Below are 19,021 nucleotides of genomic sequence, written 5' to 3' on the forward strand. Positions count from 1 at the left end.
GACTGCGCGAGGCCCCCTGGCGTTGTACGGACCCTATAAAGCCCCGCTGCAGACGACGAGCTTCCTGTTCACCGATTCGCCGTCGCCTGTTGGTGTGTCCGCGTTCTGCACGCTCTGCACGCCTTTCAGGATGCCGTCGAGTTCCGCCTGGGACAGACTCCCGTCGCCGGCGACCGCGGCGACGGTCTTCAGGGCCGCTTCGTGGAAGGCGTCGCGCAGCATGGGCCGCATGACGTCCGAGGCGTCGAGGCAGCGCGGTACGTCGTTCTGCCGGAAGCGGCGGTAGACGGCGCGGGCCGTGTCGTCCTCGCCCTCCCGCCCGCCGATCTTCTCCATGACCGGGGTCATGGCCGAGTACATGGTGCCCTCGTCGGCCCAGTCCTGCTGGACCTCCTGGGAGAACAGCACGCGCAGGGCCCGCTGGGCCGGTTCCCGGTCGTCGAAGAGGGCGGCGAAGTCGCCGGACACCTCGTAGCCGCGCCGGGGGTGGGGGCCGCCGGGGAGCAGGCGGGCGGAGTCCTCGATCGTGGCGCCGTCCTCGCCGCGGGCGAAGGAGCCCTGGTGTTCGTAGGCGCAGTGCTTCTCCTCGCGGAAGTCCCCGCCGTTCTTCTTCAGGGCGCCGGGGCCGCGCCAGTCGGTGGTGAGGGCGTCCGCGGCGTGCTTCCGGTCGGTGGCGAGGAAGTCGGCCCAGCGCCGCCAGGCGTCCCGGACGGGGCCGTGCCGGTCGGTCCAGTCGACCGTGCCGCGGGCCCATCGCGTGTAGGGGCCGGGGCCCGCGTCCTGGAGCAGGAGGTCCTCGATCCAGTCGGTGCCGGGCCAGCCCGCGGCGCCGTCCTCGCCGAGGCCCAGGCACCAGGAGGCGAGGTCGGCGGCGGGGCCCCGCTGTCCGGGGGTGCGCCACACGATGCTCTTGAGGTTGGCGTTGACCGGCCACCAGTACGTGGCGCCCTTGCCTCCCGCCGGCTTCCACGGCCCCGCGTAGTCCCGCTCCGGGTCGATGCCTTCGAGGGCGTCGTCGAGGGGCTTGAGGAGCTGGTCGGCGCCGTAGCCGGCGAGCTCGCCGATGCCGGGCATGATCGCGATGTCCGGCGGGTCGCCCGCCTGTACGCGGGCGAGCAGGACCTCCCGCTGGGCGGGGGTGCCCTCGTAGTCGACCTTGATGCCGTGGTCCTCCATGAGGGTGCGGAAGCGCTGGGCCTCCTGGCCGGTCCAGGTGCCGAGGACGGTGACCACCGGGTCGGAGGGCAGGGCCAGGGGGACGGCGACGGGCGCCACCACGGTCAGTACGGCGGCCAGGGCCAGGGCGCGGCGGCGGCGCCGGGTGCGGGTGGCGGCGCGGCCGATCCGGCGGGCCCAGGTCCAGTCGACGGGGCGGCGCGGGTAGTCCTGGACGAGCCGGACGACGAGGCCGGCGACGGTGGCGCACACGACGGCGCCGCCGAGGACGATGTACGCGACGTTCCACCAGCCGGAGCCGGACAGAGCGGGGGTCCCGGCGCCCGCGACGGTCTTCTGGGCGGTGTCGAGGACGCCGGAGGCGTCGCCCAGGCCCGCGGCGAGGCCGGTGCGCAGCGTGCCGGCGAGGTCGTCGCGGGTGCCGTCCAGGGCGAGGGCGGTGTGGACGGCGAGTCCGGCGGAGAGCCCGGCGAGGAGGGTGATGCCCGCGCCGCCGGCGAGGATCGCGGGGGCGAGCACCCGGCCGCAGCGGCGCCGGACGACAGCGGCGGCGCTGAAGGCGAGGGCGGCCGCGGCGCCCAGGGCGAGGAGGGCTCCGGCCCAGGCGGCGACGAGCGGGAAGGAGGGCTCGGCCAGCCGGCGGGCCCGGCTCTGTTCGTCGCGGGCGATCTGTTCGAGGCGGGCGAGGATGCCGGTGTCGGGGCGTTTCAGCAGGGCGCGGGCCTCGGCGAGCTTCTCCGACCGCATCCGCGGGTCGTCACGGTAGGTGACGGTGGCGGCGGTGACGGCGTTGCCGTAGGTGACGAGCATGCCGTTGACGGCGGAGACGTTCTGTCCGACTCCCCCGACGGCGTGGTCGGCGAACCGGGTCAGGCCCTGGTCCGCGGCGGCGAGCTGGCTCTCGGCGCCCTCCCCCGCGCCGACCGTCGGGGCGATGCCCAGCTCGATGGACCGGCGGGCTTCCTGATCGGCGCGGAGCACGGCGAGGCGGACGGCGACGGCGCCCTGCGCGGAGGGGGCGGTCTCGACGCGCATCCGGCGGGCCCGCGCGTCGAGGGCGGGCACGGCGACCGCGGTGAGGAGGGTGACGCCGGCGATCGCGCAGACGAGGAACAGCCACAGGTGCCGGTGGAGCAGCCGGCGAGTGCTCAGGGCGCGCTGGGCGCGGACGACGGAACCGATCGTGCGGCCGAGCGCGCTCATGTCAGTCGCCTTCCGCAGCGGACGCAGTAGCGGGCTCCGGGGACCGCCGGCTCGGCGCAGGCCGGGTCTGGGCAGGGGCCCGTGGGAGTGGCGCCGCCGGGGTGGGGGCGGCGGGGGCCCCGGCCGGCGGAGCGGGTGCTCAGGTGCAGGAGGGTGACGCCGATGCGGTGGGGGTCGGCGGGGAGGCGGGCCTCGGTCCGGCCGGTGGCGGCGTCGATGATCCGGGCGTGTGCGCGGATCTCGTCGAGCACCCAGTCCTCGCCGAGCCGGTGCGCGGCCGCGGCGGCCCGGCCGAGGTGTTCCTCGGCGTCGGTGCGGCGTCCGGCGTCGAGCGCTTCGAGGCCTTTCTGGAGGTGGTCGACCATGCGGTGGCGTGAGTCGAGGATGCGGCTGTCGGCCGTGGTGTCCTCGGGGGTGTGGGCGGCGGTGCGGGCGGGCGGCGGGCCTGGGGCGAGCCAGCGGGCGGTGACGGCGGCGTGCAGGTCGCCGAGCGAGACCGTCGCGAACTGGAGTTCCTCGCCGAGCACGTCTGCGGTGTCGTCGGCGCGCAGGGTCAGCAGGAACTCGCTGGGGGCGCCCGACGGGTCCCAGGGCAGGGCGGCGAAGCGGTGGTGGTGCGGGTGGGTCGGGTGGGCCGGATGCGGGTCGAGGCGGCGGTGTTCGGGGGTGAACTGCACGAGGGAGTCGAGCTCCACGCCGGGCCGGGTGCGGATCTCCAGGGGCAGTTCGGGGACGGCGCGGCGGCAGGCGCGGCGTACGGCGGCGGCCAGGGGCGGCGCGAAGTCCGGGCCCGCGGCCTCGGCGGTGCCGCGCAGCCGGGTGGCGATCCGGTCCAGCGGGCGGTAGTCCCAGCGGTCGCCGACGGCGATGACCTCGCAGCCGAACTCCGCGCCGCACGCGTCGAGTTCACGGTCGAGGGCGTCGGCGCGGGTGGCGGACCCGTCGGTGACGAGGAGCAGCCGCCGCAGGGGGCGCTCGCAGCCGGCGAACAGTTCGCGGGCTGCGGCGAGCCAGCCGTCGTAGCCGGTGGTGCGCGGCGTCGCGGCCGGGGCGAGCGGGGCCGCGCCGAGGGCGAAGACAGCGGCGCGGCGGTGGTCGCGGTCGGCCGGGGCCCAGGCGCTTTGGCCGGCGTCGGGGTAGTAGCGCCCGGGCCCCGCGGCCAGTACGGCGAAGTGGGCCCCGGCCGGCAGGGCGGGCAGCGCCTCCCGCACCGCCCGCACCAGCTCGGGCCGCCGTTCCTGGCCGAGGTCGAGGGCCAGCGCCACCGCGAGGGCGCGGGGATCCGCGGCGTCCCCGTCGGCGCCGTCGGAGGCGGTGACCTGGAGGGTGGCGCGCAGGGTGGCCGGTTCGCCGGGGACGCGGCGATCGGGCACGAGGTCGGGCTCGTCGACGCGGACGACGAGCGTCGTGTCGTACGGGGCCGCGGGCCCGCCGTCGGTGGTCCTGGCCGGTCCTGAGGTGGCCGGGGGTGTCATCGGGTCCTCGGGGGTCGTCGGGAGCCGGCCGGCGTCATCGGAGGGTCAGCGGGCGGACGGCGTGGGCGTGTTCGACGAGGGATTCGCTGAGGTCCTCGTCGGGGGTGTCGGCCGCGAGTTCGAGGTAGTCGTCGGCCAGTCGGGCGCGGACCTCGTGGGCGGGGGTGGGCGGTACGGGGCGGCGCCAGGAACGCAGGAGGGCGCGGGCCGTGGGGTCGCCGGTGGCGCCGTGGGTGAGGTGGAGCGCGGCGAGCTGCCATTCGGTGACCTCGATGCGCAGGCGCAGTTCGTCGCCGGTGGAGAGGTGGAGTTCGCGTTCCTGGGGCGGGAGGGCGCGGTCGGCCTCCTGGGCGGCGAGGACGGCCGCGGCGGCTCCGGGGGCGGGGAGGTCGCCGGGTTCGGGGCCCAGGCACGCGGCGCCGATGCGGGTGGCGGCGCGCCGGGCGAGGGCGCGGCCCCGGGTGCCGGGCGGGACGCGGTCCAGGGCGGCGAGGGCGCCGGCGCGGTCGCGGGCGTCGAGGGCGAGCCGGGCCAGGCCCAGGGCGGCGCCGCAGTGCGCGGGGTTGCGCAGGTGGACGGCGTGGAAGAGGTCGCGGGCGGTGGCGCGGGCGGCGGCCGCATCCGGGCCGCCGGTGTGGGCGGCGCATTCGTGGACGTAGGCGAGGGCGAGTTTGGGAGCGTAGTCGCCGGGGAGGTCGGCGCGGACCCGTTCGAAGGAGGTGCGGGCCAGTGCGAGGTCGGGGTGGCGGCCGTCGGTGCCGAAGCGGGCGAGGGCGATGAGGCCGCGGTGCCATTCGAGGCGCCAGCGGCGGACGTCCTCGGGGCCCGGGATGGCCTCGGCCTCGGCCAGGTCGGCCTCGGCGCCCGTGAGGTCGGGGGCGGGGCCGGTGCCGAGGGCGACGCGGATGTTGTGCAGGCAGATCTCGGCGGAGCGTTCCTTGTCGGGGTCCTGGCCGAGCCGGGTCGTGGGGGCGTAGCCGCCGCTGACGCCGAAGTTCGGGGTGCGCTTGTCGTCGACGAACCGTTTGGGCACGGGGAGCCGGCGCGCGATCTCGACGGGGGTGGGCCGGCCGGGGTCGAGCGGGTGGAGCAGGGGTGGCGCGCCGCTGCGGGGGCGGCCGGGGCGGCGGCGGGCGAGGGTCTCGGTGGTGGGTACGTCGCCGAGCCGTTCGCCGAGCCACTCGGGCGAGGGGTCGAAGGCGACGGACGGTTCGGGGGTGGCGGCCTTGCCGCGCAGGGCTCTGATCTCCCGGAGCGCGCCGCGCAGTTGGTCGGCCATTTCTCGGGCGTCGCGGAACCGGGTGCCCTCGGCGACGGTCCGGGTGGCGCGGGCGACGACGCCGTCGAAGGAGGTGGCGCCGAGTCCGGGGACGTCGTCGCGGACGGCCTGGGCGGCGAGGACGCGCAGGGTCACGCCGACGGTGTGGAGGTCGTTGGCGAGGGTGAGTTCGCCGCCGAGTTCGGGGGCGTGGAAGCCGGGGGTGACGTGCAGGGCCGGTTCGGTGCGGCCGGCCTCGCGGACGCCGCCGAGGTCGATGACCTTGACGCGGTCGCCGACGTGGACGACGTTCGACGGCTTCATGTCGCCGTAGAAGCTGTCCCGGTCGTGCAGGTGGGCGAGGGCGCCGAGGAGCTGGATGCCGTAGGCGGCGACGTGTTCGATGTCGAGGGTCTCGCGGCCCCGGCGGACGGCGTCGACGACGGACTGGAGGGTGTGGTCGCCGACGTCCTCCATGACGATGTGGCCGCCGGTGAGTTCCTCGGAGGGCAGGAAGTCGCGGATCTGCACGATGTTCGGGTGGCGGGTGGCGATGAGGGTGCGGCGTTCGAGGTCGGCGAGGGCGGCGCTGTCCTGGCCGTAGCGGTCGCGGAGGGTCTTGACGGCGACGAGGTCGTCGAGGTGGGTGTCCTCGGCGAGGTACACCCAGCCCTGGCCGCCGCGCGCGACCGGCCCCTTGATCAGGTACTGCCCGCCGACGGTGTCGCCCGCTCCGAACTCGGGCCGCATGGCCTGTGCGGTGCCGCACTCCGGGCAGTACTGCCGGTCGGGCCGTCCGTCGAGCACGGGGATGGTGGCGCCGCAGTCTGGGGCGCGGCAGCGCTGCGCCTGTTCGGCGATGTGCGCGCCGTCGGCGAGCCGTTCCTCGGGCGAGCGCGGGCGGCGCACGGGGAGCCGGAGCAGCGCGTCGGGGCCGTACGGGGGCGCGCCCAGGGAGGGCAGGGCGGGCGCGTCGGGCCGGCGCCCGCAGTGACCGCAGTACCCGGTGGCGCACACGCTCCCGGGACAGCCGGCCCCGGTGAGCCGCCGGTGCGGGCACGGGCGCGGGCTCATGCGGGGCCTCCCGGGTGGGCCGACTGGAGGTCGGTGACCAGGGAGCGCAGGGCGGCCAGGCGGGTTCCGGGGTCGGTGATCGTCGTGAGGGAGCGGCGGCGCAGGATCAGGGGTTCGACCGTGGCGGTGTGGTGCGGGAGCGAGGCCGGGTCGAGGACTCCGGTCTCCCGGGCGAGTCGGGCCTCCCTCTCTTTCGCTCGGGTCAGGAGGTGGTCGGCGTGGGTGAGGAGGGCCGGTTCGAGGACGTGGTCGCGGACCTCCGGCCAGCCCGGCGCCTCGCTGTCACGGAAGACGAGCAGGAGCCGCAGTCCGCACGCGGCGAGCCGGCCGAGCAGCAGGGCGAGCCGGGCGGGGTCGTGGGCGTCGTCGACGGCGTCCACGAGCAGTACCCGGGCGTGCCCTTCGGGTGGGGCGGCGGGGGCCGGGCCGTCGCCGAGCAGCCAGGCGCGGGTGGCGGGCCACTGTCCCGGGGCGAAGGTGAGGGCGCGGCCGAGCAGCCGTTCGACGAGCCGTTCGCGGGAGGCCTCGGCGGGCCGGTGCACGAGGTCGGCGAGGTGTGCGAGGTGGTGCAGGGTGCGGGCGCGGCCGCCGTCCTGGGCGACGACGCTGATCTTGACGGGGGCGGCGCCGGGGTCGCCCAGCCAGGCGCGGGTGCGTCGGTCGAAGGCGGGGTCCCAGGCGTCGGGCGCGGCCAGTTCCCGTACGGGGGGCGCGAGTTCGGCGATGCGTGTGACGGGGATGAGGTAGGAGAACGCGAGGATGTTGTCCTCGGGGAGTGGCTCGTCGAGGTCGCCGCGCCAGCTGACGACGAGGCCGACGACGACGGGGTCGCCGTCCGGGGACACGGTCCAGGCGCCGGCGCCGCTGAACCCCTCGCGGACGACTTCCCTGCGGTGGCGGGCGTCGATCTGGACGAGGGCGCCGCGCAGCCCGGCGACGGAGCCGGTGAGGGTCATGCCGTCGTCGAAGCGCTCGGCGTAGCCGGTCGCCCGGACGGGGAGTCCGGCGGGGATCGTGGTGGACAGCCGGGCGGGCCGGGCCTCGGGGCGCGGGCTGTCCAGGCGCAGGACGGCGAGGTCGCGGCTGGGGTCGGTGTGCCGGTCGTCCACCCAGCCGTCGTCCAGGACGCGGGCGGCGACGGAGGGCAGGGCGGGGTTCTCGGGGAATTCGGCCCAGAGCGCGGCGTCCGGGCGGGTGACGACGTGCGCGCAGGTGAGCACGGTGCGCGCGTCGACGAGGACCCCGGCGCCCAGTAAGGCGCCCGCCGCGTCCCCCGACCGCAGGCGCACCCGCCAGTCCGCAGCCAACTCAGCCATCGTCTTCACGCTACGCACCAGGGGGCGTCCGCACTAGACTCGTGACACGCCTTCATCAGCCAAGTGCCGTACAGAAAGGCGGACTTGATGAGTGATCAGCCGGAGCCGATCGGTCTCGCGCAGGCGATCGCGGCGCTGCGCAAGGAGCTCGCGCAGGCGCAGCGGGAGGGCGCGGGCAGCGACTGGAAGTTCACGGTGGGGCAGGTGAGCGTGGAGTTCTCCGTGCAGTTCCACCGGGCCGGGGACGCGGGCGCGGCGCTGAAGCTCGGGGTGGTGGAGGCGCGGCTCGGCGGCGGTGTGAGCCATGACGCGGTGCACCGGGTGCAGGTGGATCTGAAGCCGGCGCCGGGTCCGGACGGCCGGGAGCGGACGGTGGGCCGCTAGGCCGTGTCCGCAAAGTCCCGCCGTCCGGTCCCCCGCGCCGGGAGGGCTCAGCTTCCGCAGTGGAAGCGGGCCTCGCCCCAGTCGGCGTGGTCGTTGCCGTTGCCGTCGCCGCCGTCCCCGACGACGAGGTCGACGTACTTGGCGCCGCTGACGTCGGCGGTGAGCGACCAGGCGCTGTCGCTCGCCTTGAGGACGGGCGACTTCACCTTCTCCGTGCCGTCGGCCAGGACCGAGAACTGCACGGTGCCGCGGGTGGTCTGCACGTCGTCGACACCGACCTGCGCGGTGAGGGAGGCGCACTGTCCGCCGAGGTAGTACCGGACCTTGGCGGGGGCATGGGTGCCGAGCCCCTTCGCGTAGGTGACGCCGCCGATCCTGAGCGGGGTGCCGTCGCCCTGGCCCTGCTCACCGTTGGACAGGTCCTTCTCGACCGGGCCCCAGCCGTTCTCTGCGCTGGTCCAGTCGAGGTCGCTGGCGTAGGTGTCGGTGGTGGGCGGCGGCGGCAGGGTCCGTACGGAGGCGACCGCGTCGAGCGCCCGGTCGGTGCCGGCGACCTGGTACGCGGCCTTCGCGGTCAGCCGGTACGGCTCGTACGGGGCGTCGGCGGGCGGGGTGACCTGCCAGGTGGCGGTGGTCTTCGTGCCGGGGGCCACCGGGTCGAGGGCGACGGGCCCGGTGGGCTCGGCCTTCCAGCCCTCGGGCAGGCCGAGGGTGACGGTCGCGCCCTGGATCTGCTCGGCCTCGTGGTTGGTGAAGGTGGCGGTGACCTTGTTGGGCTGTCCGGGCTCCAGGGTTCCCGCCGCGGCGAGGTCGAGCGTGGCGCAGGCGGCCTGCTCCTTCGCCGGGCCGAGGTCGGTCACGGTGAAGTCGTCGAGGACGAAGTCGGCGCCGTCGGGGGCCGAGGGCAGCTTGCGCAGGCCCGTCCAGGTGTCGCCGCAGCCGGCGGTGACGGTGGTGCTGAAGCGGCCGGTGGTTCGCTGCTGTCCGAGGGGGACGGCGGCGGTCTCGACGGCGTCCTCGCCGCGGTCGTAGCCGCTGACCCACTGGTAGGCGTCGGCGTGGCTGGACTGGTAGGCGAAGTCGACCTTGTAGGTGTGGCCGTCCTTCAGGGGGACGGTCGCGGGTGAGGTGCGGTAGACGACGCCGTCGTTCTCCTCGTGGGACTTGAGGGATTCGCCGCCCTCGATGACGTCGTCGACGAGCTTTCCGTTCCAGCCGGCCTGGGTGTACGGGGCGTGCTTCTGGGCGATGTGGGTGCGCGGGTCGGTGGTGCCGCCCGCGTCGCCCTTGTCGAAGGGGCCCCAGCCCTGGTCGACGTCCTCGAAGTCCTCGTGGACGACGGTGCCGGCCTGTGTGGCGGGCGCGTTGCGGACGACGCGGACGTCGTCGGCGCGGACGGCGGTGCCCTGGGCGTCGGCCGCGGCGTGGATCTTCAGGACGGCCGAACCGCTCGCGGGCGCCGTGAAGTTCACCTTCACCCGCTGCATGTTCGTGCCGCTCCAGTCGCTGGCCGCCATGGTGTTGGGCAGCGTGGAGCGGTCCACGGACGCGGACTCGCCCGCGATCGAGAGCGTGGTGTGCCGGCCGGCGCCGGGGGCGACCTCGATCCAGGCGGAGGCGGTGTACCGCTGGCCGGGTTCGAGGCCGGTCAGGCGCTGGGCGAGGCCGGCCTCGGGCTTGCCGGTGAGGCGGGCGCTGTTGCGGCCGTGGTCGTCGGTGTGGCGGGTGACGGCGCCTTCCTCGTCCCAGCCGGTGAGCCGCGCGTCGTTGAAGCCGGGGTCCTTCAGGCCGGTGCCCTCGCCCCAGGCGGGGTCGCCGGCGGCAGGGGTGGCGCCGTCCGGGTAGAGGACGTACGGCTGTCCGGCCTCGGCGTCGAGCGTGATCCTCCCGTCGGCGTCGGTGCGGACGGTGCCGGTCTTCACGCGCCCGTTGTCGGTGAGCTTGTGGACGGTGTAGCTGCCGCGGGGCACGGTCCAGGTGCTGGTGCCGCCCTGCTTGCTGTAGTGGTACAGCTTCGTGCCGCCGTCCTTCGCGGCCCAGGGCAGCAGGTAGCGGTCCCCGTCGAGGACCTTGCGGCCGTGGTCGTAGAAGGTGCGCCTGCCGTCCTCGACGGCGGCGCGCAGTCCGCCGGTGAAGGTGATGTCGTTGCCGTCCCAGCGGGTGATCTTCTGGTGCTGGAGGAACTTGGCGGGCAGGTCGCGCTGCCAGACGTTGGCGTAGAAGTCGTTCCAGTCGTTCTCGCCGGTCCAGCCCTCGAAGTCGACCAGGGCGCTCTGGCCGAGCACCGGGTCGTTGTTCCAGACGTCCTTCTCGCTGTTGCGGATGAACCGGATGATCTTCGAGTTGAGGCCCTTGTTGGTGGCGCCGCCGTAGTCGAGGTCGTTGGCCCAGTGGGACCAGACGGACTGCCGCTCGAACTTGTCGGCCCACTCGGTGGCGAGGTTCCAGCCCTGGCCGTTGATGGCCTCGGCGGTCTTCTCGGCGATCCAGCCGTGCGTGTAGTAGACGTCGACGTAGACCGTGGTGAGGTTCTTGTCGGTCTCGTCGCGCAGCTGCTTGAAGCGGGCGGCGAGGTCACCGCTGTTGATGTCGCGGCGCTGGTCGATGTAGTAGCTCTGGTCGAGCCAGTTCCAGCCGGGCTTCTTGGGGTCGACCAGCTGGTCGCCGAAGTGCCGCGCGACGGGGTAGGCCTCGGTGGCGTTGACGTGCACGCCGAACTCGGCGCCGTATTTCTTGCCCGCCTTGAGCAGGGTGTTGAGGTCCTTGAGGCCGCCGGCCCGCTTGTTGGTGTTGCCGCCGTAGTCGGGGTGGGCGGAGTCGTGCCCCTCGGACTGGTAGCCCTTGAGCATCGCGAACTGGCCGAGGTCGTCGGTGGCGAGCCCGATCCGCTTGACGTCGTCGAGTGTGCGCAGGAACGGGTGCTGGGCCTGGCTCGCGAAGTTGAACGGGATGTGGGTGATGACCCGGTCCGCGGTCGCGTCCGCGCCCTGGGGCGTGATGCCGATGCCGCGGAAGGCGACGGCGCCGTCCTGCCAGTCGACCGCGCCGTCGCCGTTGGCGTCGGGCGTGACGACGACCTTCGCCCAGGGCAGGTTCTCGCCGGTGGCGGGGGCCGGGGCTCCGGCGCCGCGGTAGGTCCACTGGCCGGACCAGACGCCGACACGGGTGGTGCCGTCGCTCTCCTTGCGGGCCTGGTGCCAGAAGCGGGCGTCGTCGCCGTTCGTGGGGCCACTCGGCTTGTCGTACGCGGAGTTCGACTCGACGGCGGCGGCCAGCTTGCCCGTGTTGACCAGGGCGTAGGAGGCGCCGGACGCGGCGGTCTCGGCCGGGGTGGTGTCGGTGACCTTGCCGAAGACGTCGGCGGTGCGGGTCGAGTCGGGGTCGAGCCTGGTGAAGGCGGTCGCGGCTCCGCCGTCGGCGCTGCCCACGGAGACGAGGTCGTGGCCGGGGATGTCGATGGTGCCGACGCGGAAGGCGTCGGTGTCGCGCACGGCGGTGACCTTGAAGGTCGTGGCCCGGCCGCCGACCGTGAGCGAGGCGTCGAGCTGCACGCCCGGCAGGTCGGGGAACTCCAGGGTGTACGCGGCGCTCGCGCCCTCCGTCTTCGGGGCGCCCGCGAGGCGCACCGGATAGGCCTTGCCGTTGAGGGTGACCTCGGTGACGGCCCGGGTGCTGCCGAGCAGCCGGGATCCGTCGGCCACGTTCTCGTAGGACAGGACGCGGGGGAAGTCCTCGGCCACAGTGACCCGCAGTTGCGAGGAGGTGAGGACGAGGCCGGCGGGGGCCGCGTCCGGCGGCTCGACGGCCAGGGCCGGCGACGCGAGGGCGATGCTCAGGGCCGTCGCCAGGACCAGGGCGTGGGTGGCGCGAGATCTTCGGGACATGAGGCCTTGGGTATCCGCGCACCGGGAGGCGGGTCAACGGCGCGGGCCGCCGGGCGGGCCCGCAGTCCAACAACTGGCTTCCGTAAGTCCAAGCCCGGGCGCCGGTACTCGGTTCTACGCGCGTCCGGCCGCGCGCGCCGGAGCCTCACGCGGTGTAATCGGAGGGATGCGTTGCGCCTGATGTTGAACATTGAACTTAATCGCGCTACAGTCGAAGCACGTTGAAAGTTAAACCTTCAACAACCACTCCGGCACCACCGTGCCACCCCGTCCCCAAGGAGCACGTCATGGGCATCTTCGGCCGCAAGAACGAGACCACCGCCACCCCCGCCGCTGCCGCCACCTCGGCCGGTCCGGACCTCGCCGCGCTGACCGGCGACTACACGGTCGACCCGTCCCACACCACGCTGGGCTTCGTCGCGCGCCACGCCATGGTGACGAACGTGAAGGGCAGCTTCACCGACTTCACGGGCTCGCTCCACCTGGACGGCTCGGACCCGTCCAAGTCCACGGCCTCCTTCGACGTGCAGATGGAGAGCATCGAGACGGGCAACGCCGACCGTGACGGTCACCTGAAGAGCTCCGACTTCTTCAAGACGGACGAGTTCCCGACGATGACGTTCCGCTCGACGTCCGCCGAGTCCCTGGGCGGCGACGACTACCGCATCACCGGCGAGCTCTCGCTCCTCGGCACCACCAAGCCGCTCACCATCGACCTCGAGTTCAACGGCGTGGCGAAGGACCCGTTCGGCAACGAGCGCGTCGGCTTCGAGGGCAAGGCCACGATCCTGCGCTCCGAGTGGGGTCTGACCTGGAACGCGGCGCTGGAGACCGGTGGCGTCCTCGTCTCGGACAAGATCAAGCTGAACTTCGACATCTCGGCCATCAAGAACGCCTGAGTCCCGCGGTTTCAGTGAGTTGAGGCGGCCACGAGTTGCGTGGCCGCCAACTCGCCGTACAACGCGTCCTTCTCGACGAGTTCGGCATGGGTCCCCTGGGCCCGCACCCGGCCGCCGTCCAGGACGACGATCCGGTCCGCGTCCACGACCGTGGACAGCCGGTGCGCGATCACCAGGACCGTCGTGTCCGGGGCGAGGTCGCGCACGACCTCCCGCAGGTACTGCTCGTTGACCGCGTCCAGGTTCGCGGTCGCCTCGTCGAGCAGCAGCAGCCGGGGGCGGCGCAGCAGGGCCCGCGCGATCGCCACGCGCTGACGTTCGCCGCCGGAGAGCAGCACGCCCCGGTGGCCCACAGGCGTGTCCAGGCCGTCCGGGAGCCGGGCCACGAGATCGCCGAGGCGGGTGCGCCGTACGGCGTCCGCCAGTTCTTCCTCCGTCGCGTCCTGGGCCGCGTAGCGGAGATTGTCGCGCAGGGTGCCGGCGAGGACGGGAGCGTCCTGCTCCACGTAGCCGAGCGCGCCGCGCAGGGTGCCGAGCGGCCAGTCGCGGATGTCGCGGCCGCCGACCGTGAGGGTCCCCTCGTCGTGGTCGTAGAACCGTTCCAGGAGCGCGAACACCGTCGACTTGCCCGCGCCCGACGGGCCGACCAGAGCCGTGAGGCCGCCGGCCGGGGCGTGGAAGGTGATGCCGTCGTGCGCGGGGGCGCGGTCCTCGTCGTAGGCGAACGTCACGTCCTTGAAGGTGACGTCCAGCGGGACGCGGGACTTGCGCTTCGCCTTGCGCCGGGTGCGCGCCTTGACGGCCGCGTGCGCCGCGGGGCGGGTGCCGGTCATGGTCTCGCCCGGCAGGTCCTCGATCTCCGCGATGCGGCCGAGCGCCGCCAGACCGCTGTTCAGACCGACCCAGCCCTCCGCCAACTGGCCGAGCGGGCCCACGAGATAGAACAGGTACAGCAGGAACGCGACCAGCGACGACAGGTCCAGGTCCCCCGACGCGACGCGGGCGCCGCCGACGCCGATCACGCACAGGAACGCGAGCTGCACCGACATCAGCGTCGACACGTCCGACACCGAGGTCCAGCGCGCCACGGTCAGGCCCTTGGCGTACGCCCGCCCGGCCGCCCCGATGACGGCCGCCTCCTCGCGCTCCTCGGCGCCGTTCGCCTTCACCGTGCGGAACGACTGCAACGCCCGGTCGAGCGCCGAGCCCATCTCACCCACCGCTTCCTGCGCCTGGGTCTGCGCGCGGCGGATGCGTGGCATCAGCAGCGCGAGCGCTGCCGCGATCAGGGTCAGCACGAGCAGGGTGACTCCGAGCAGCACCAGGTCCATGACTCCCATGAAGACCACGGTGCCGAGGAGGGTGAGGGCGCCGGTCGCGGACTCGACGAGGCTGCGGGACAGGACGGTGCGCAGCAGGGTCGTGTCGCTCGTGGCCCGGGTGAGGAGGTCGCCGGGGGTCAGCCGGTCGACGGCCGCGACCTTGAGCCTCAGCATCCGTGCGACCAGGCGTTTCCTGGCTCCGAGCACGACGCTCTCGCCGGTGCGGGCCATCAGGTATGTGCCGGTCGCGGTCAGTGCGGCGCCGGCCGCGACGATCAGGGTGAGCAGGAGCAGGGCGGGGGCCGCCGACCGGTCCTCCGCGAAGGCCTGGACGGCGTACTTGGCCATCAGGGGGATGGCCAGGCCGGCGGCGTCCCCGAACAGCGCGAGGAGACCTCCGGTCAGGAGGGGGCGGAGGTGGGGGCGGGCGTGGGCGAGGAGGCGGGCGGACGGTGCGGGCACGTTTGCGGTCTCCTCGCGCCGTAGGTCTTCTGGTCCGTGGGTGGGTGACGGTGCGTCGTGGCTGATCGCGCCCACGCGGCGGCGCCGCTGATCGTTGCGGCCCCGCGCCCCTGAAGGCGCACTTCGTGCGCCCTCTGGGGTCAGCGGGAGCTGGGGGCCACCGACATCAGGGGGCGGTACTCGTCCAAGGTCGCGGCCTCACCGACGAGTCGGGCCTCGGCCTCGATCCAGGCGTGCGGAGCGAAGGGCGGGGCCGCGCGGACGCCCGCGTGCCACACCGGCCACGTCCCCGACAGACGGCACAGCAGGGCGACGGCGACCGAGCGCGGCAGGCACCCGTACCACCCCGCGCACCGCCGGCTCGTCGTCACGACGGACTCGTACGCGGCGAGCGCCGTGGCGTGGGACGCGGGCCGCGCCCCACGGCTGAGGAACGTGAGGACGCGGCGCAGGCGGTCGGGCCGCAGCCGGGCCACCAGCAGGGCGACGCCGACGACGGCCCGGGTCCGCAGCCCGCGCGTCCCTCCCCCGGGCATCGTCATCTCGGTGCTCACGGCGTCGCCATCCGCGCGTCGACGAGCTGCCGGGACAGCGCGGCGACGTCCGCCTCGGCCCGCTCCCGCTCCACGTCGAACTCGGCGACGAGCCGGTCGACGACCTCGGGCGCCCCGAGCCCTTCGGCGAGCGCGCTGACGACGAGCGTCCCGGACTCGTTCAACTGCCAGTACGTTCCGGAGCGTTGGTCGAGGAGCACGCCCCCGAAGTCGGTCGTGGTGACCGAGATGCCGTCCCTGAGTTTCACGGGGTGAGCGCCTCTCTGTGCGCGGAGGGGATCGCGGTCGCGCGCAGCCACATCTCGCAGGCGACCGTCGAGTCGATCGAGTACCGGGTGTGCAGCGGTGAGTACGGGTCCGCGGCGAGCGCGTCGAGCCGGGCCGGGTCGACGAGGCCGAGTCCGACGAGCCGCGAGGCGCCGGGCTCCCACAGCCGGCGCAGCTCGTCGGCGTGCCGGACCAGGCCCTGGACGGTGTCGCTGTTCATGTGGTCCTTGGTGGTGCGGTCGAGCAGCGGAGCCGGCACGACCTCGCGCACGGCCTCGGCGAGCAGCGGCTTGTAGCGCGCGGGGTCGATCCGGTCGGTGAGCCGTACGGCGAGGGTGGCCTCGACGACGTGGTCGGCGTACAGGGGCGCGGCGACGGGCAGCCCGAGGCCGAGCCCGTAGTCCTCCATGGCCTGGAAGTGCCGGGCTCCCGTGCGGAGGGTGTCGAGGTCGAGGTGGCGGCCGGGGCGCGGGGCGAGGGGTTCGGCGTCGGCGGCGGCCGTGCGGAAGGCGTCGCGGACGAGGTCGCGGGCGTCGTCGGTGAGCCAGGGCGGCAGCGACTGGCGCACGCTCCAGGTGAGTTGGGGCGTGCGGGAGGTCGGCAGGACGTCGTCGGTGACGGCGTCGGCGAGCCAGGCGCGGAAGGAGCCGCGGCCGATGAGGGCGCGGGCGGTCGCGGCGAGCGGCCAGCCCAGCTGGTGGCGTACGGCGCCGATCCGGTTCCAGGCGGCGAGCGGGTGCCGGGGCAGCAGGTCGCCGGCGACCGTCGGCAGGGCCATGAACAGTTCGTCGCCGCCGTACCCGGTGATGTGGCACTCGGAGCCGCGCGCCGCGGCGAGCCCGAGGAGCATCCGGGCGCGGGCCCGGGCGGGGGCGACGGGCAGCGGCTCGTCGCCCATGAGGGCGGCGGGGGCGGGGAGTTGTTCGCTGACGCCCGCGTAGAAGAGGGGCACCTCGTCACCGGGGACGATCTCGTGGGAGAGGCCGTCTGGCCGCTCGGCGCGGGCGAGTTCGGCGGCGCGCAGGGCCCAGGTCTCGTCCTCGGCGTGACTCTCGCGGGAGGCGACGGTCAGCAGGGACAGGTGAGCCGGTCCCGCCCGCCGGGTGAGGAACGCGAGAGAGGTCGAGTCGAAGCCGCCGGAGAGTTCGCAGCTGACGCGGGCGCGGCCGGACACATGGGCGCGTACGGAGCGGTCGAGCGCGTCACCGAGGCGCGCGGCGCCTTCGGCCATGGGCAGTTCGGCTTCCGGCGCGTGCCACCAGCGCCGGGTGGCGCGGGTGCCGTCGGCGCGGAGCACGAGGGCGTGCGCGGGGTCGATCTCGGTGAGGCCGCGCCAGACGGGCCGGGCGCTGAGCGGGTGGGGCAGGAAGTCGAGGAGGCGCAGGGCGAGCGCGGTGTCGTCGAGTCCGGCGCCGGTGAGGTGGGCGAGCACGGCGGGCCGGTCCGAGACGAGCGGGAAGGGCCCGTCGGTCGCGTGGATCCGGCGCAGTCCGGACGCGGTGCCGCGCACCCATGTCTCGTCCCCTGTACGGGAGATGACGTGGTGCACGCCGGGCAGGCGGCGGGCCAGGCGGTGGTGCAGTCCCGCGCCGTCGCGGCCCGCGCGGAGCTCCTCGGCGAGTCCTTCGACGGGGGCGGGGCCGATGACGAGGACGGCGTCCGCTCCCCGCACCGCGCCGCTGACGCGACGCAGCCGGGAGCGGACGATGACCCAGGGGCGGCCCGAGGGATACGGGAACACCTGCCAGGCCACGTCGTCGTCCGCCGACGGTGCGTGGCTGCCGCCGGGAGCGGTGACGGACGCCGTCAGTCGCCCGGCCGTCGCCTGCCCCTCCGGGGTGTCCGGGAGGACGACGAAGCAGTCGCGCGCATGGGGCGGCTGTACGGGGCGGGCGGGCGGCATCTTCACCTCTCCTGGGCGGCGGTCCTGCTCGGTCGGCGGCGGGGTGTCACACCGGCGGGTCAGACGATGCGGCGGACGATCCACTCCTTGTAGGGGCCGACGAAGTAGCCGGCGGTCACCTTGGTGAAGTCGCCCTGCTTGACCATCGCCGGAGCGACGTAGCCCTTCTTCGCGATCTCGGTCTTCTTCTCCATCGACCGTTCCTCCATCTCGTTCGTGTGTGTAACGGATGTGATTGGTGTGCAGCGTGTGAACGCCACGACGATCATTGCCAGCCCGTGAGCATTCATGCACTCAATGCGATCGTTTTAGAGAGATGACCTGATCGTTTCGCGACGGAGTCCGACTTGTGGTGATGAGCGGCGGGAAGTCGGGGCGTTTCGCCGGCCCGCGGACGGAAGGTTCACGCCACCGCCGGGTGCGAGGGGGCGGGACATGGGATGCTGCGGCCCGTGCCCGAACCGATCATCACCGCCGCCGAGGTGCGGCGGGCCGTCCTCGATCCGGAGGCGGGATCCGAGCCCTACATACTGAGCGGCGCCCGCGTCGAGGGCGCCCTGGCGCTGGACGGCGCGGAGATCAGGCGGCTCGTCCGCTTCGAGGGGTGCCGGTTCGAGGGGCCGCTGACGCTGGAGGGCGCGAGCACCCTCGCGTTCACGGTCACGGAGTGCACGCTTCCGCGCTTCCACGCGCCGACGGCCCAGATCGCGGGCCGGCTCGACCTGCGCGGATCCACGATCGACGGCGGCGACCGGCGCGGCGCCGTGAACCTGGTGCACGCGCACATCGCGGGCGGACTGCGGCTCGACCGCGCGCACCTCGTGTCGCCGGAGGGACTCGCCCTGAACGGGGGCGGGCTCGTGATGCAGGGCGGGGTGTTCTGCGAGGACGGGTTCCTCGCGCACGGGCGGATCGCACTGCCGGGCGCCGAGATCCCGGGCGGGCTGTGGATGCACGGGGCGCGGATCGTCATGCCGGACCCGGACGGGATCGCGTTCCTCGGGGACTCGCTGCGGGCGTCGACGGTCCGCATGAACCAGGGGTTCCGCGCCGACGGGCGGATCCGGCTGCGCGGGGCGCGCATCGACGACCTGCTCTCGTTCCACGAGGCCGAACTCCTGGGCGCCGGCGCGTCGTTGATGTGTGTCGGCGCCCAGATGGAAGCGCTCGACCTGCGTCTGGCCCGGCCGGCGGCGGGCGCCGTGAACCTGCGCAACGCACGGGCGACCCGGCTCCAGGACCGCCCCCGCACCTGGCTCGGCCCGCTGTACCTGGACGGGCTCACGTACGACTGGCTGGAGCCGACGGCGACCACTCAGCGCGAGGACTGCGCCCACCGCCTGACCTGGCTGCACCTCCAGCCGGAGTACGTCCCGCAGCCGTACGAGCAACTGGCCGCCCACTACCGGAGATTGGGCCACGAGGACGAGGCCCGCCGCGTGCTGCTCGTGCGGGAGCGGCGGCGGCGCGCGACGCTGGGGCCCGCCGGGCGGATCTGGGGCGGGCTGCTCGACGCCACGGTCGGCTACGGCTACCGCCCCTGGCTGGCCGGGATCTGGCTGGCCCTGCTCACCCTGCTCGGCTCCCTCGTCTTCCGCGCCCACACCCCCGTACCGAACAAGCCCGGCGAGGGCCCGCCGTTCCAGCCCGTCGCCTACGCACTGGACCTGCTGATCCCGGTCGGCGGACTGGGGCAGCGGGACGTGTGGCACTGGGACCGGCCCTGGGTGCAGAACCTGGCGTACGGCATGATCGCGATCGGCTGGATCCTGACCACGGCCGTCGTCGCGGGCGTGACCCGCACCCTCAATCGCACCTGAACCCGCATGTCCACCTGGAGGACC

13 protein-coding genes are annotated in these 19,021 nt (G+C 74.2%); 3 read left to right on the top strand and 10 right to left on the bottom strand.

What is annotated here, in order from left to right; genetic code table 11:
• Positions 1-33: 33 nt before the first annotated feature.
• From IAG42_RS10010 to IAG42_RS10025, 4 genes are read right to left on the bottom strand one after another with little or no spacing between them, the layout of a single operon-like run.
• The gene (locus tag IAG42_RS10010; RefSeq protein ID WP_223205925.1) at positions 34-2,379 is read right to left on the bottom strand and encodes an extracellular solute-binding protein; all 2,346 of its coding nucleotides are present in this window, start codon (positions 2,377-2,379) and stop codon (positions 34-36) included.
• The gene (locus IAG42_RS10015; protein WP_188336670.1) at positions 2,376-3,854 is read right to left on the bottom strand and encodes a hypothetical protein; all 1,479 of its coding nucleotides are present in this window, start codon (positions 3,852-3,854) and stop codon (positions 2,376-2,378) included. The genes IAG42_RS10010 and IAG42_RS10015 overlap by 4 nt, the downstream gene beginning before the upstream one ends.
• 34 nt (positions 3,855-3,888) lie before the next feature.
• Positions 3,889-6,186 (bottom strand): tetratricopeptide repeat protein, encoded by a 2,298-nt coding sequence (locus IAG42_RS10020; protein ID WP_188336671.1) that lies wholly within the window; start codon positions 6,184-6,186, stop codon positions 3,889-3,891.
• Positions 6,183-7,502 carry a S1 family peptidase gene (locus IAG42_RS10025; protein WP_188336672.1) on the bottom strand — a complete coding sequence of 440 codons (1,320 nt, stop codon included), beginning with the start codon at positions 7,500-7,502 and terminating at the stop codon, positions 6,183-6,185. The genes IAG42_RS10020 and IAG42_RS10025 overlap by 4 nt, the downstream gene beginning before the upstream one ends.
• Positions 7,503-7,589: 87 nt before the next feature.
• Between IAG42_RS10025 and IAG42_RS10030 the strand changes: the two genes are divergently transcribed.
• A complete protein-coding gene (locus IAG42_RS10030) occupies positions 7,590-7,886 on the top strand; it encodes a trypco2 family protein (protein WP_188336673.1) in 297 nt (98 codons plus the stop codon).
• A gap of 47 nt (positions 7,887-7,933) precedes the next feature.
• Here IAG42_RS10030 and IAG42_RS10035 read toward each other — a convergent pair whose 3' ends face one another.
• Complete coding sequence (locus tag IAG42_RS10035) at positions 7,934-11,770, bottom strand: endo-alpha-N-acetylgalactosaminidase family protein (RefSeq protein WP_188336674.1); 3,837 nt, start codon at positions 11,768-11,770, stop codon at positions 7,934-7,936.
• 287 nt (positions 11,771-12,057) lie between these two features.
• On the opposite strand from IAG42_RS10035, the gene IAG42_RS10040 reads away from it, so the two are divergent.
• Positions 12,058-12,669: a YceI family protein gene (locus IAG42_RS10040; RefSeq protein WP_188336675.1), complete on the top strand. Its 612-nt coding sequence runs from the start codon at positions 12,058-12,060 to the stop codon at positions 12,667-12,669.
• An 11-nt stretch (positions 12,670-12,680) separates the two neighbouring features.
• On the opposite strand, the gene IAG42_RS10045 is transcribed toward IAG42_RS10040, so the two are convergent.
• The 5 genes from IAG42_RS10045 to IAG42_RS10065 all read right to left on the bottom strand — a co-directional run bounded on the left by IAG42_RS10045 (position 12,681) and on the right by IAG42_RS10065 (position 17,371).
• Positions 12,681-14,453 (bottom strand): ABC transporter ATP-binding protein, encoded by a 1,773-nt coding sequence (locus IAG42_RS10045; protein WP_188336676.1) that lies wholly within the window; start codon positions 14,451-14,453, stop codon positions 12,681-12,683.
• Positions 14,454-14,593: 140 nt separating this feature from the next.
• A complete protein-coding gene (locus IAG42_RS10050; protein WP_188336677.1) occupies positions 14,594-15,007 on the bottom strand; it encodes a lasso peptide biosynthesis B2 protein in 414 nt (137 codons plus the stop codon).
• Positions 15,004-15,255, bottom strand: a complete 252-nt coding sequence (locus tag IAG42_RS10055; protein ID WP_188336678.1) for a lasso peptide biosynthesis PqqD family chaperone — start codon at positions 15,253-15,255, stop codon at positions 15,004-15,006. Before IAG42_RS10055 ends, IAG42_RS10050 begins: the two co-directional genes overlap by 4 nt.
• Positions 15,252-17,177, bottom strand: coding sequence for an asparagine synthase-related protein (locus IAG42_RS10060; RefSeq protein ID WP_223205926.1), 1,926 nt, complete (start codon positions 17,175-17,177; stop codon positions 15,252-15,254). The genes IAG42_RS10055 and IAG42_RS10060 overlap by 4 nt, the downstream gene beginning before the upstream one ends.
• A gap of 59 nt (positions 17,178-17,236) precedes the next feature.
• Positions 17,237-17,371 carry a keywimysin-related RiPP gene (locus IAG42_RS10065; RefSeq protein ID WP_188336680.1) on the bottom strand — a complete coding sequence of 45 codons (135 nt, stop codon included), beginning with the start codon at positions 17,369-17,371 and terminating at the stop codon, positions 17,237-17,239.
• 258 nt (positions 17,372-17,629) lie between these two features.
• On the opposite strand from IAG42_RS10065, the gene IAG42_RS10070 reads away from it, so the two are divergent.
• Positions 17,630-18,997, top strand: coding sequence for an oxidoreductase (locus IAG42_RS10070; protein ID WP_188336681.1), 1,368 nt, complete (start codon positions 17,630-17,632; stop codon positions 18,995-18,997).
• Positions 18,998-19,021 lie beyond the last annotated feature (24 nt).

Origin of the sequence: Streptomyces xanthii (assembly GCF_014621695.1) — a bacterium.
Taxonomy (GTDB): Bacteria; Actinomycetota; Actinomycetes; order Streptomycetales; family Streptomycetaceae; genus Streptomyces; species Streptomyces xanthii.

Bases quoted from the DNA above. Each gene is read 5' to 3' on its own strand.
- IAG42_RS10010 (WP_223205925.1), bottom strand. From the start codon at position 2,379: ATGAGCGCGCTCGGCCGCACGATCGGTTCCGTCGTCCGCGCCCAGCGC.
- IAG42_RS10015 (WP_188336670.1), bottom strand. From the start codon at position 3,854: ATGACACCCCCGGCCACCTCAGGACCGGCCAGGACCACCGACGGCGGG.
- IAG42_RS10020 (WP_188336671.1), bottom strand. From the start codon at position 6,186: ATGAGCCCGCGCCCGTGCCCGCACCGGCGGCTCACCGGGGCCGGCTGT.
- IAG42_RS10025 (WP_188336672.1), bottom strand. From the start codon at position 7,502: ATGGCTGAGTTGGCTGCGGACTGGCGGGTGCGCCTGCGGTCGGGGGAC.
- IAG42_RS10030 (WP_188336673.1), top strand. From the start codon at position 7,590: ATGAGTGATCAGCCGGAGCCGATCGGTCTCGCGCAGGCGATCGCGGCG.
- IAG42_RS10035 (WP_188336674.1), bottom strand. From the start codon at position 11,770: ATGTCCCGAAGATCTCGCGCCACCCACGCCCTGGTCCTGGCGACGGCC.
- IAG42_RS10040 (WP_188336675.1), top strand. From the start codon at position 12,058: ATGGGCATCTTCGGCCGCAAGAACGAGACCACCGCCACCCCCGCCGCT.
- IAG42_RS10060 (WP_223205926.1), bottom strand. From the start codon at position 17,177: ATGCCGCCCGCCCGCCCCGTACAGCCGCCCCATGCGCGCGACTGCTTC.
- IAG42_RS10065 (WP_188336680.1), bottom strand. From the start codon at position 17,371: ATGGAGAAGAAGACCGAGATCGCGAAGAAGGGCTACGTCGCTCCGGCG.